Origin of the sequence: Enorma burkinafasonensis, assembly GCF_902150035.1 — a bacterium.
Taxonomy (GTDB): Bacteria; Actinomycetota; Coriobacteriia; order Coriobacteriales; family Coriobacteriaceae; genus Enorma; species Enorma burkinafasonensis.
Genome location: NZ_LR597502.1, coordinates 221,730 through 235,082, shown reverse-complemented (window position 1 = coordinate 235,082; position 13,353 = coordinate 221,730). Strand labels below are relative to the sequence as shown.

Annotated in this window: 8 protein-coding genes; 2 read left to right on the top strand and 6 right to left on the bottom strand. The window is 52.5% G+C overall.

The genetic code is table 11. The features are described from left to right. Window positions 1-303: 303 nt before the first annotated feature. Complete coding sequence (locus FS885_RS02495) at window positions 304-1,359, bottom strand: YfhO family protein (protein WP_186365749.1); 1,056 nt, start codon at window positions 1,357-1,359, stop codon at window positions 304-306. A gap of 248 nt (window positions 1,360-1,607) precedes the next feature. Here FS885_RS02495 and FS885_RS02490 point away from each other — a divergent pair, with 248 nt between their 5' ends. Further along, on the top strand, window positions 1,608-2,795 hold the full coding sequence (locus FS885_RS02490) for an acyltransferase (RefSeq protein ID WP_144743416.1): 1,188 nt from the start codon (window positions 1,608-1,610) through the stop codon (window positions 2,793-2,795). A 76-nt stretch (window positions 2,796-2,871) separates the two neighbouring features. Here FS885_RS02490 and FS885_RS10115 read toward each other — a convergent pair whose 3' ends face one another. Continuing rightward, window positions 2,872-4,650 (bottom strand): L,D-transpeptidase family protein, encoded by a 1,779-nt coding sequence (locus tag FS885_RS10115; RefSeq protein WP_186365748.1) that lies wholly within the window; start codon window positions 4,648-4,650, stop codon window positions 2,872-2,874. Window positions 4,651-4,897: 247 nt separating this feature from the next. On the opposite strand from FS885_RS10115, the gene FS885_RS02475 reads away from it, so the two are divergent. Further along, window positions 4,898-6,136 carry an NlpC/P60 family protein gene (locus FS885_RS02475; RefSeq protein ID WP_186365747.1) on the top strand — a complete coding sequence of 413 codons (1,239 nt, stop codon included), beginning with the start codon at window positions 4,898-4,900 and terminating at the stop codon, window positions 6,134-6,136. Window positions 6,137-6,544: 408 nt separating this feature from the next. Here the strand turns inward: FS885_RS02475 and FS885_RS02470 are convergent, their stop codons facing one another. From FS885_RS02470 to FS885_RS02455, 4 genes are all read right to left on the bottom strand, one after another. Beyond that, window positions 6,545-8,380 (bottom strand): glycosyltransferase, encoded by a 1,836-nt coding sequence (locus FS885_RS02470; protein ID WP_144743413.1) that lies wholly within the window; start codon window positions 8,378-8,380, stop codon window positions 6,545-6,547. A gap of 199 nt (window positions 8,381-8,579) precedes the next feature. After that, window positions 8,580-9,590, bottom strand: a complete 1,011-nt coding sequence (locus FS885_RS02465) for a glycosyltransferase family 2 protein (protein WP_246060724.1) — start codon at window positions 9,588-9,590, stop codon at window positions 8,580-8,582. A 147-nt stretch (window positions 9,591-9,737) separates the two neighbouring features. Beyond that, window positions 9,738-11,804 (bottom strand): DUF6541 family protein, encoded by a 2,067-nt coding sequence (locus tag FS885_RS02460; protein ID WP_144743412.1) that lies wholly within the window; start codon window positions 11,802-11,804, stop codon window positions 9,738-9,740. A gap of 89 nt (window positions 11,805-11,893) precedes the next feature. Beyond that, window positions 11,894-13,351: a lipopolysaccharide biosynthesis protein gene (locus FS885_RS02455; protein WP_144743411.1), complete on the bottom strand. Its 1,458-nt coding sequence runs from the start codon at window positions 13,349-13,351 to the stop codon at window positions 11,894-11,896. Between the last annotated feature and the right edge of the window lie 2 nt (window positions 13,352-13,353).

Genomic DNA, 13,353 nt, shown 5'->3' with positions numbered 1-13,353 from the left:
GCTGCTGGACGCCTACGGCGTGGAGGACGTGCCGCTCGGCGATCTCGACCTGACGCCGGGGCTCATCGAGAGGGCGCGCGCAGAGAGGGGCGATGCCCCGCTGGCCTAGCCTAGGAGAAAAACGGAATAGACGGACCGACCGTCCGGCTGAGTCTGGGAAGAGGTGCCGGGCGGCGGGCGGAGCATGGCCACCGGACCCATCGAAACACATCTCCACCATTCCTTCAACTGGGAAAATGCCGCCCCCGGGGCCCGGATAGGACCTCGGGGGCGTTCGGTTAACTGCGGGAGCGTGCCGTCAGCTCAATGTGTTCGGTTGGGATCGGAAATCAACCCTCGCATGAAACCCGTCCACACGAGGGACAGCGGTGGCCAGCAACTGCTTAGATAGAAAAAGAACCAGCTGGCCAGAAGCGCAATCTTCGTCCGAAAAGATCCGATGAACAGCGTTAGGGTCGAAAGGAGAAGAATCACTCCCGAAACGGGCAGGTTACCCATCGGGGGCCAGACGTTATCAGAGAAGAAAAAGTACCCAAGAAAGGTTGACGGACTTGCAGACAGCGATAGAGAGATGGAATCTGTACTCGACTGCTCAACCGCCGAGCTTGTGAGCATGTATTTTATTACCGGGAAGAACAGCACCATGCTCGCCAGGAGTGCGAAAACCATAATAAGGGCGTAAAGCAGACCCGACTTAATAAACGGTCGCAGCGAGATCCGATTGCAAAGCCAGCTGTCAACAACAAAAAACGCTATTGTATACAAGCAGACCATATAAGCGCTGTACCAGTTAAAAAGGATCGACAGGGCGACGGAGAAAAAGAGTAGGGAAACCCTCCCCTCGGCAATCAACCTGTGCAATCCAAGACAAACAACCGGCAACATATACACCGCGTCAAGCCACATGATGTTGCTGCCAGCCGTGAAGTTCGTCATCGCCAACGCATAGCCGGCGGCCAACATAGCGCCCCATATCTTGGTGTATCCAAATCGCGCTCTTATGAATATGAGACACGTGAGACTTGCGGCGGTCAGTTTAAGGCAGTAAAGCAGCGAAAGAAATTTCGGAATATCACTTGGGGCAAAAAAGACTGCGAGAAGATTGAATGGGCTTGACAAGATGAACCCATAAAGGCTGATCGTTCCTCCACCCAAAGACTTCGCAAACGAATAAGCTACGTCGCCACCACCTCGAAGGACTTCAGAAAACCAGCCAATAAAGCCTGTGTACTGAAAAATGGCGTCGTAGCGAGCTATGGAGAAGTCGCCGAAGGGATATATGCCGCCCCACACCATGCCGGCGCACAACCCAAGTAATGTCAATGCGGCCGCAACAGCATATGTGTAGCGAGACTCCATTACAAAAGCTTTGGCACAGCGGTTCATATAGAGAATGCCTTCCGATCGCCCTCAATAGCAAAACAGCAGAGACGCACTCTCACGAAATAACAAAGATGGCGACCCTACGTTTAGAATGATTTTAACGTGTCCGACATTTCCTAGCCGGAAGTCCTCGACTCTCCTCAATCATCCGGGTTGGATTACTATTCCAAAGACAATCATAATAGTGGTACAGGACAGCGTTACCTACCTTGCGGGAGGTTTTGATGGCATCCGAGCACAAGAAGCGTATTGTATGCCTTGATGTGATTAAGACTTGGAGCATCTTCTTCGTTCTCCTTATTCATATGGTTGGCGTAATGCCCTCTTTTCCTAAAACATGGTGGGCTGCCGCATTCACCATTTTTACGGTTTCCAGCGTCCCCCTTTTTTTAATGGTAAACGGTGCGTTGTTGCTTAATCGGCCATTCAGTTTCCAAAAATGGCGGAATCGCCTTATCTCATTGATTGTTCTCACCTGTATCTGGAAGGTTATAGGCCTTGCATTCTGCCATTTCTTTTGGGATTTTGACGATGTTGCCGTAACGCCTCGCATCGTCATTGAGTATCTCTTTGGCGGTGATCCCCCTTATTGGCAGCTCAAGTACTTGTGGTTTATGAATATGTATATTGGTTTATATGCATTCCTTCCGCTCTGGAAGCACCTATTTGATTGCAAGGATGCGAGGTATCTGAAACTCGGATTTGTCATCACCCTAATATGCACCTTTGGAAGCCCGACGTTTTCGATGGTTCTTAAGCCCCTTGACACCATCCTTGGCACCGGCGGCTTCTCAACCGTGCTGGCCCATCTTCCGGTCTTTGTCCCGATGAGTGAAAACGCCGTATATGTAGTCTATTTCTTTGTTGGAGGCCTGCTGTACAGATCGTTTATTCTCGGCAATAGTGCCGCCATGCCCACCAAGGGCAGAATAGCCTCCCTGCTTCACGGCAATACAAAGACCATCCTGGCACTTGGAGCGATCTCATACGCAATTCTGCTGCTTCTCAATCGATATCAAGTGGCTTATCTCCACCCGAATCAAGCGGCTGACCTAGGGAGCTTTTTTACGGTCACTCCGAATTACACCAATGTATTCACTCTCTTTCTTTCCAGCTCACTGTACCTAATTCTCTTGAACGTACAATATCCGCACAGCATTGCCGCTATCAGCGAGACAATAGGAAAGAGAACCTTCGGCATTTATATTCTGCACATATTCTCACTGTTTATTGTTCAAATTACCGTTGGCGACCACCCGATTAGCCCCTTTATTCCGAATGGGTCCGAGCTCCCGCCCTTGCTTACGATGGTTTTCCTGCTGGTAATTATTGCAATATGCCTCGCGGTAACGACCATCGTAGTTGCAGCAATTGAACGTATCCCCCTGATCAATCGGCTGCTGCCAAAATAATCTAACGTTCATTTTGAAAAAAGATGGCCGAGCGAATCGCACGCTCGGCCATCTAGAATGTCAGTTTGAAACGACTTTAATAACGGCTGAAGATATAAACCCGCGTTCCGTTAGCGCAGTTGTTATACAGCCAGGCAGCGTCCTCTTCTAGCAAGCGCACGCAACCATCGCTGATATAGCGCTCGAGCTGCTGCTCAGGAGGGGTGCTGCTCGTATAGACCGTAGAGTGGAAGCCCTGATCCCAAATGTAATGGACGCGGTACTTAACACCCGAGGTCGTATCGTTAAACATGCGATCGTAATTCGCACGCCACATGTAACTGGGAACCGGCCGCGAGGGAACATTTTCACCGAGGTACCAGAAGCCCTCCTGCGTACCCCTGCCATTATTCGCCTCAGGTCGACCCAGCCCGCAGCGAAACACCTTGGCCACATCCCAATCGGAACCACTCCACTGGAAAATCACCGTGCGGAAATTGTTCTTGTCCACCACGATGTAATAGGGGGTTTTGCTTGAGCCTCCCCTAATATTGTTGTAACAGTCGAAAGCGGAATTGTTGCGATCGTTCCCCGTCATCAGAGCGCCGGTATACCGGTCAAAGAAATGCCAATTCGTTCCTACTCCGTATTGATGGTCTCCGGTATCGCGCCACCCGTAGATCATCCAGCCCATATAGTCATCGTAATAAACGGTCTTATTTTGTGACGCTACGTACTTCCAGCGATAGGTGGTTGCGCCGGTCCACTCGTCAAAGTAATACCAATGGAGCTGCGTATCGGAGTTATTCGCCGGGCGATACTGCTCGCCGTATACCATCCAGCCCATATAATCGTCGTAATACACCCATTTGCCAGAGGAACCCTGCTGAATGTAGCGCCACTTGTATGTTGTAGCACCGGTCCATTCGTCAAAGTAATACCAATGGAGCTGCGTATCTGTGTCATTCGCCGGGCGATACTGCTCGCCGTAAACCATCCAGCCCATGATGTCATCGTAATAGACCCACTTACCGGACTGGAAGGTAAAGCCTTTCATCATCTCGCCGGTGTTAGGATCGAAGTAATACCAATGGCCGTTATGGTTGTCTTCGCCGAGCACCATCTCGCCATCGGACCCAAGGCGAATCCACATCCCGTTCTCATTACGGTATGCATCGCTGGATGCCCACTCTTCATGATCGACCGATGAAGGATCGCGAGGAACGTAAACATCCTCCCCCACGACAATCGATCCGTCTTCGGAAGCCCAGTATTTTGCCCCCGTTTCTGGATCAACGACAATGTTGTTCGTAACCGGCGCACCATCTACATACCAGTACTTCTTGCCGTCAAGCTCGACCCAACCATCTTGGACATCCGAATCAAGACCGTCATCCGAGTCCCCAGTTTCGCTATCGGTGGAGTGCTCGCCCTCGTCACCGGGCTGCTGGCCGCCCTCGTCACCGGGCTGCTGGCCGCCCGGGACACCGGGCTCCTCCCCAGGCTGCTGACCGCCCTCGTCACCGGGCTGCCGGCCGCCCGGGACACCGGGCTCCTCCCCAGGCTGCTGGCCGCCCTCGTCACCGGGCTGCTGGCCGCCCGGGACACCGGGCTCCTGCCCATTTTCGACATCGAAAAGTTCATTGCTGGCACTGAACGATTCTCCTGGCATCAAATCTGTGGAAGTAGAGACACCGCTCTGAAGGCCATCCGCTGTCATGGTCTGGACGGAGACGGCACCTCCCGTTGATTTGACCTGGTTCATGTCTTCGGCATATGCCGACTCAGAAGAAAGAGCGGCAGAGACAGACAAGGACGACATCATCGCAAGCGCAAGCACAGCGTTGCGACGCCAAGAAAAGCGCGGCAGTTGCATTGGTTCCCTCCAGACAAGACGGCGCATTCTGAGCCATTTTACCTCATCATTATAGGGATTCGAATCTCTTAATTCCCTGCAGACACCACCTTTGAATTGTGGACAAGCATAATCGCAGCTAATGTGCTTCTAATATCACACTATCCCCCCGTATGGAATATCGAGAATTCGCGCAGCGAGAATGAGCAGGGTGAATATGTAGTAGAATTACCCCAATTCTGTAAACATCAAATAAGTGGGGAATATGATGGCAGCCAATAAACACCCGTTCCGTCACCTCTTTGGATCCGCTCTTATTCTGGGAACCGCTACGGCAGGATTGGTAACGTCAGCCCCGTCGACTGCTTATGCAGTCGATAACGGAGCCTCATCGATCGTTTCGCTTGAACAAGCGCAGAGCAACGGTGCGTACACGGGGTGGGCGCGGTCCGACGAGAACGGTGAGATGTACTGGTTCTCCAATGGGGAGATGTACCGGAACAAAGAGCTTTACGACGCCGAGACGGAGTCATGGTATTACTTCCACGAAGATGGCACCATGTCTCACGACGAGGAGGTGTGGCTCTCGGAACTAAACAAATGGGTTCGCTATGACGAGCAGGGCCATATGATCCACGGCGTTTTTGTTGAAGAACGTGGCACATATTACTTTGACGAATGGACCGGAGAGATGCTTCACGGCGAAGCCGAGCTCTCCTTGGAACGCTATGGCAACTATGGCACGGGCTGGTTCTACTTCGATACCTGGACCGGCGTGATGGCTATCGATGAAGACGTGTATCTCCCTACTGATGACGGCGGCAAATGGGTTCGATATGATACGGATGGCACCATGGTCCATGGCGAGGACCAGCGCGTCTCGAAGGCTGATGGTCAAGTCCATTGGTGGTATTTCGACACCATGACCGGTGCGATGCAGAAAGGCCTCACAACGATCACCACGAGTGACGGAACTGAAAAGACCGTTTTGTACGACGAGACCTTCGGCTGGATGCTCTATGGCACTCAAGAGGTGGATGGTGTCCGGCTCACGTTTGATGAGATGACGGGTGCGCTTCTTGATACCGCGAATGTCGACTCGAACGAGATCGTCAGGATTGCCCTGAGCAAGCTTGGCGCCCCGTATCAGCATGCCGGCCTGGGTCCCAATGCCTTCAGCTGTGACGGATTTACCGCATGGGTATACGATCAGGCGGGAGTGAAGGTTTATGATTCGCGCGTGGACAGCTCTTTCAACGCGCAATCAGAATATATTAGGGACCATGGCGGGATGGTTACCAGCATCGACGAACTAGAGCCTGGCGATATCCTCTTCTTTGGCTCCAGCTGGAACAACCTGCGTCACGCCGCAATCTATCTCGGCGTCGTAGATGGAACCCCGAAGATGATCCATGCTGCAGGCCACTATGTAAATGGTGTCCGAATTGGCGTCACGATTGGCCCACTCGACCGCGATTTCCTTGGAGGCGGGCATCCTCACTACTAATGCATCTGGATATCGCTTTCGATCAAGGAGGGGGCAGCGCAAGCAAGCGCTGCCCCCTCACTAGATACTATGAAGCGAATCAGGCTTATAGGGGCACGCATCGTCGAAACGGCTGCCCGTATAGATAGCTAGCGGTTTCACGTACGAATAAGGCCCGCGCATTAGCCTCGAAGCCCAAGCAGAAAGCGGAGCATTTGAACACCTGGATGGCGGCAGTCTGGAACGGAGCGATGGGACCGACTGGGGGGATCTGCAGCAAGGACCAGGATTTCTTCTGACGGGGTTAAGAAACGATCTTGTGGTCATATAGCCTGAGATCCTGAGCCAAATGCGGACAAGGAATCGATATACGCGCGGCGGGTCATGCATCCACATGGCCCGCCCCATCATACGGATGATGTAGTTCAGCTATATGCCGAGATAGCTTTTCCAGAATTCCACAGAAGTGAGCTCCTTGCGGGCAGAACGATATGCCTCATCGATGCTCTTTCTGTTGCGCTCGTAGAGGGCGAGATCCTTTTTGTAACGCTTATAGAGCGGTTTGAACCGAGCACGATCCATCGTGCGATAGAGCGCCTCGCGCCCATCGCGCGTAACCGAAAGCAGCTTTGTGTGACGTCGAATCTGATTCGGAGCATAGTACCAGCCATCATATGGAATGACCGCGACCTCGTCTTTGAGCATGAATTTGGGAACAAAACGATGGCCGTTGACCGTTAGATAGTCAAACGCGCGCTGGAAGAACGTCCTGTTCTGCGGCTGGTAGAGGAACTGCGGGTCAAACTCAACCGAGTCGATTACGTACTCGTCAATTTGGTCAATGGGAAGAAGCTTGTCGTTCTTCTTCGTGAGCTCTTTGATGAGAGCGCTTCCATCAGCCTGTTTGATGAAGTCGGGGCCCTTCATGAAGTCTTCGATAGCCTGCAGGGACAGCTCAACAGCATCATAGTTGAAGGTCTTGAGATCAAGCTGGACATTGTCCTTGAAGTTGCGAATGAAGTCGACGTCCTGATAGATACCTGTCGTTGCCTGCGCAATAAGGGAGTTTCGCGGCACCTGGTAGCGCTCGAACGCGGCACGGAACTTGTAGGCAAGCGTCAAGTGCCAGATACAAATTCCGTTGAGTGTAATGAAACGCCTGGAGCAGCGGTTGCCGTACTCCGCATCGTCACCACGGATGAACAAGGGAAGCGGCAGGCCGTACCTGTCGATGGAGGCCATCGGAATGCAGCAATACCACCATCCGGCATATTTATTTCCGCGCTTCGATTGAACGGTCTCCAGCCGAACGATGTCCTCCAACCTGCTCAGATCTGCATGGTTCTTGACGGGGCCGTAGACACCGTAGTGACGAACATAGCCGATATCCTCATAGAACTCATCCTGCTTCTCGTAGGAGAGCATGGCGCCGCTCAAGAAGGCATCGACATACTCATCGTTCACGAGCGTAAGCAGGTTGTAGGTACGCTTGAGACTCTCGGGGGAAATCTGGACATCATCATCCATCAGAAGCACGTGGGTCGCTTTGCGCTCCTGCTCCATAGCCTCAATCATGCCGCGAGTGAAGCCGCCGGCCCCGCCCACATTGGGGTTGGGGTGAATAAAGACGCCAGACCCCTCAAGAGCTTCCTTGTCTAACGTCCTACCGTTGTCGACGACATGGAACGTGAAATGCCCGGCAATCGGCTCTGCGCAGCCAAGCACCTCACGCTTGACGAGTTCGATATTGGGGAGGATGAAGTCCTCTTTCTGGAAGGTGGTCGTCGCCACAGCAAGTTCGACGTCACGGAGCTTAGACTCATCGATCTTTGTGTAGTAGTAGATCTCCTTTACGTCAAGCATTGAAAACGTAGTTACCTCAAAGGCGAGGAGTGCCGCATCGGTATCGGCCGGATACTCAAAGTCAACAACGCCATAATCGTCGAAATCATACTTACGATCAGCAACCACATCGCGCTTGGGTGCCGCCTGGGTAGCTCGGTACTCAGTGAACTCAACCCTGAATGACCCTCGTGCAACAATGCGAATCCAGACGTTGTCGACAACGGTATAGCGTTTCCACTTCTGGAATGAGAAAGCGTTGAAATACGTAGCGAAGTCATACTTGCTGTATGACGGCTGGGAAAAGCGGAACTGGCCTTCCTCCACGCCGATAGGCTTCTTCTGCTTGTAATAAAGATCTGGATAATCGTTCGTACGACTACCGTCAGACATAAGAACGTTGCAGAGCCTATAGTCGATCATACAATCCCTTTTTCTACCGAGATGGTTAACTAGGCAATACTATCGCACAGATGCCCCCACTAGGCGCAAACAACTGAATAGATATTGTTCGATTTCTTGCCTCTATCACACTCAATACGAGATAGCCGCCGCCCTTCCGCCGTCGATTGCTGTTCAAAAGGGCATCTAGCTGGACAGCGACACATCGTCCAGTTTCTCTTCATACGAAAGATCGGTGAAAGTCGATTCCTCTACCAAAAAACCGGGGACGAGCCTTAGCCTCCAAGTATATTTTCCCCACATATTCCCCTATGATGCCCAGCGACAGCAGCTGAACGCCCCCGAATAAGCAGATGGCGCATATGGTGCTCGTCCAGCCAGGAACCGCATGGCCCATAAAAAAAGCAACCAGATTGTAGACGATCCAAACAAGCCCGAGAACGGTACAGGCGGCTCCGAGAACGAAGATGATATGGAGCGGCTGAACGGACATGCTGGTGATGCCATTGCCAGCAAGAGAGAGCATCTTTTTCAACGAATAGTGGCTATGCCCTGCCAAGCGCTCTCTGCATGTATATTCGATTGTCGTGCTTTTGAAGCCCAGCAGCGGAACCAATCCACGGAGGTACAGATTGACCTCGCGGTAGCGGGCAAAGGCACGCAATACACGAGCAGACATAAGACGAAAATCGGCGGCGTTCGGAATGGTGTCCACTCCCATGACCCTAAGCAGGCCGTAAAACCCCTGAGAGGTCACCTTCTTAAAAAAGGAATCGGTATCCCTGCTGGTCCTAACTGCATATACAACGTCGAACCCCTCGTCATATTTCGCAAGCATCTCGCGCATCACCGCAGGATCATGTTGTCCATCGCAGTCGAGCGAGATGCAGACATCGCATCGATTCATGGAAACCAGTAACCCGGCAGTCAAGGCATTCTGATGGCCACGATTTCCCGAGAGGGATATGCCCTCAATTTCCGCATGCGAGTCCGATAGCCTCTCGATAATTTGCCAAGTGGCATCGGAGCTTCCATCGTCAACGAATAGGATACGGCTCTCAGGCGAAACGATTCCATCGGAAACGAGCTTATGGAGCTGCTCCAGAAACAGCTTATATGATTTTGGCAGCACATCCTGCTCGTTGAAACAGGGGCTCACCATGTAAAGGACCGGCAGCTCCCCGTGTTCCCGCTTCCTAGAATGAGGGCTCTTCTGCATAGAGTCACCCATCTCCGTCCCTAGAATCGACCAATGAACAAGCAATTATTGTAGGCAGAGAAAACGTCCCCTTTCAACCCTGCCGAAACGTTCGAGCACTCCACCGCAGTCGTCTGAACCGGCGCAAGATCGAACTAATGACCACAGCCGCCATATTGGCTATACGCCGGAATCAGCCCAATCAACTCGATACAGCCTCATATCGCCTTCACTGAGCAGCAGCGTAAAACCCGGGGTGTTTTCGTCGATCTCGTTAATGCCCGTCCAAGTGTCCTCGACATAGGCAAAAGCGTAAATCGTCGAATTGGAAGCATTGCCATTCGCGTTTTCGCCGGCATCTAATTGAAGCACATATTCGACAGACAATTCCCTCGCCGCCAGCGCGACCTCCTCGTTATCGGCGATAGAGAACAACTCGAATCGCACCGCATCGTGCACCTCGTCGGTGGGGGGATTATACCTATCGAATAGAACGTTTAAATCATTCGTAGCATATGCGAAGACGCTGCCGTCGAAGGGCTGATTCGCAATAACAGCCTCGTTGCCAACCTCTGATTCAACCCGATCCAAAAAGGCCAGCTCTTCTGCATCGAGCGGTCCCACCCCAGCAGTATCGTACATGTCGTTCAACTCAAATCGCACCGCATCAAAACCGGTCGATCGAATTGAGGGCGGGAGAAACGGCAACGGAAATGCGTTCGTGATCATGAGCAGAAGCAATGCGCTGATACAAACGGTCTTCCGCATTTTCTCTGCAGAGAAACGTTTGGGATCGCACTGGATGCGATCGGCGATCAAACCAGCGATACGAGAAAGAAGCAGCAGGCAGGAATCCAAGCCTGCTACGAGCAAGGGAACAGCGAACACGCTTGCCGCAGCGGCTAGGCGGTGATAGTCGTTATACCAGAAGCCCGTCAACAGCTCTCGAAAATGCCCATCGAAGCTTACGGCGACGACGTATAACAAGATCGAAAGCAAATACGAAAAGACGACCCATCGCCTTCCCCGCTCAGCAAGCAGGGCAATGCCACCGAATGCGATGAGGGTCCCGGCTATGAATTGAGGGCGCCTCAACACGAACGATAGATGAAAGGCCCATTTCAAGGCATCCGAGAGGCAAAGCGGCGTATCCCGCGCGTACGTAACCGTCGCCTGAAGGAACTGCGACGAGGCGAGGGCAATCCACACCGCCGCGACAAGGACAGAAAAAAGAACAGCGAGCGTAACACCCTTGAAGCGGTATTTAGCCTCCGACCCATTCTGAATGCAACCGGCGTAAAGACGCCACATGATGAACGGTACCAGGTACACGCCAGCGGAAAAGATTGCATTAGGCTGCGCAAAGAGCAGCGCAATTCCGCTCAAGCAGAACATGATACCAAAACGCAAGCGGTATCCTCCTGGTGCATCGGGAAGCACCAGCTTGATGAAGCAAGCTACCGCAGCAGGCATAAAACTGAACGCCAGAACATTGGAATATAACGGTCCAAACAGCATGAGGCGCCAAGGGAAGTACGCAATCGAAGTGCAGCATATTCCCCCCAGCGCCACTCTTCGTGAGTTTCCCGGAAAAATCGTCGCAACTAGGGCAACGGAGCTCAACGGGTACACAAAAGTTGCTATCACCGAATTGAACGCATTTGCCGCCACAAGAGAGCTCGCTCCCGTAGCCGAAGAAATCATCGCTACGAAGGCATGCCAAAGTGAAGGATAGAAACCGCTCGTTAGCGAACTGTAATTCTGCGCATCGAGCATCTCCTTCACATGAGTTGCATGGAATGCGCTGTCGTAGTTTTGGACAAAAGCTTCGGGCGAGCCTATCGATGAAAGGTAAACCACGATGCAGATAGCGCCGCCGATGGCGACTGACATCGCTATGGCTGCCCAAGTGCGTTTCACCCCATCGTTCTTATCGGATTCACCGCGCTGAAAAAGGCAGATTTGATCAGCACCGTCTACGGAAGCGCCTAGGCGGCAGCGGACGCATCGAAACGCACCCACTACGAAAGAAGGCAGCAGCATCGCAAGACACACGGTCCACCAAACGCAGGGAATACCTAAAACAGACAAGATCTCGACGGAAACGGCAGCCAGCGCAGCCGAAACCACCGGAGAGAGCACGCAGGAGGACGGTAGGGAGAACCACATCGCGCGCAATAAGACAAATCCAGGAATCACAATGAGCGATAGCCCGATGCAAGCGCTATAGAGTAAACCCGACCACACAGGTGATCACCTCACAAAATGGAGAACCGGAAACGATATCGCACGGGGCGCAAAACGTAAGCGCAGTTAAGGATCATCGCTGCGATGCCCTACGCTCTGCTTCTGCGCGAGGAAACAATCTCCTTGATTGTGGAGAGGAGATATGCGAGTTCCTCCACATGAAACAACTTCGCCAATCCGAGATACCCGATTGCCATAACAAGCGACTGAAGCACAATGGTCATGAAATCGGAAAGCCCCAGCATCGAAACCGGAAAAGCGACAAGCCCCGCAGCGAACGATAAGGCGAACGCGGGAGCGATATCCCGAATCTGCTGCAAATAGGAGTAGCCAATAACCCTCTTGTTTGGCGAAGCGTTGATGAACGTGCAGATCACTCCACTCAACATGTAGCCAATTGCGATCGCCGTCAAACTATTTAAGACAAAGGCATTGAAACACAGGATGCTGACACCGAGTATCTTCTTTATCACCTCAAGGCGCAAGAATAGATCGCTTCTGCCCACTCCGTTCAGAGCCTGAAGGTTTGTGCTATGAATTGGCAGCAACGCATAAACGAAGCAATACGCCTGCAAAAATGGAACGCACGGCAGCCACTTGCTACCGAGCAACAACGTCACAATCGGACGAGCCAATAGACCAAATAGCGTCATAGCGGGAACGATTAGAAACGTACTGGTTTTCAACGCGCGGCGAACCAGGCGATGTACCCGATCCCTGTCTTGTTGTACATGCGCCACAGCCGAGAGCATGACCGGCTGGATCGCTCCGTCCAGAACGCTTCCAAGCGCTTGCGGATATTTCTTACCTTGCGAAACGTAACCCAACTGGTTGCTCGTAAAGATACGCCCGATAATGAGATCGGAGAGGCTCTGATAGCATTGCTCGAGCAAACCCGATGCGAGCAGTTTCCACCCGAATCGAAATAGCACGGCTGCCCTGTCCCAATCAAACACCAGACGAGGTCGCCACGATACCTGTGCGGCAAGGAATATGGTCTTACAAAGCTGATATAGCAACTGTTGTACCACAAGCGCCCAAATTCCACCGCCCGTCAAGGCGACCCCTATTCCGATTGCGCCGGACACAAATCCCGCGGCGATAGTGGAGCGAAACGTTTTATTGAACTCAAGCCGGCGCGCCACAAAAGCTTCCTGAATGGCGTTATATGCGTTGATAACCAAAACGAGAACGAGGACACGTAGCGGACCGACTATCGCCGGCATGGAATAAAACGCGGCGACGGCAGGGGCGCTGACGAATATCGCCGCATACAGGATTAGAGAAACGAGCAGGCTCATCCAAAAAACGGTGGAATAGTCTCGCTCCGTTACATCGGGAGCCTGGATGACCGCCGTATTGAGCCCCGATTGGACAATGACATTTCCGACATTCACGAAAACCAGCATGATTGCCAGCATGCCAAATTCATTTGGTGCAAGAATGCGGGCAAGGACAATCTGCACGACAAGGGTGATTACAGCCGCGCCCCCTTGTTCGAACATCTTCCAAAACAGAGATCCGATTGTCCGTTCCTTCAGCCCCATAG

Bases quoted from the DNA above. Each gene is read 5' to 3' on its own strand.
- FS885_RS02495 (WP_186365749.1), bottom strand. From the start codon at position 1,359: ATGGAGTCTCGCTACACATATGCTGTTGCGGCCGCATTGACATTACTT.
- FS885_RS02490 (WP_144743416.1), top strand. From the start codon at position 1,608: ATGGCATCCGAGCACAAGAAGCGTATTGTATGCCTTGATGTGATTAAG.
- FS885_RS10115 (WP_186365748.1), bottom strand. From the start codon at position 4,650: ATGCAACTGCCGCGCTTTTCTTGGCGTCGCAACGCTGTGCTTGCGCTT.
- FS885_RS02475 (WP_186365747.1), top strand. From the start codon at position 4,898: ATGGCAGCCAATAAACACCCGTTCCGTCACCTCTTTGGATCCGCTCTT.
- FS885_RS02470 (WP_144743413.1), bottom strand. From the start codon at position 8,380: ATGATCGACTATAGGCTCTGCAACGTTCTTATGTCTGACGGTAGTCGT.
- FS885_RS02465 (WP_246060724.1), bottom strand. From the start codon at position 9,590: ATGGGTGACTCTATGCAGAAGAGCCCTCATTCTAGGAAGCGGGAACAC.
- FS885_RS02455 (WP_144743411.1), bottom strand. From the start codon at position 13,351: ATGGGGCTGAAGGAACGGACAATCGGATCTCTGTTTTGGAAGATGTTC.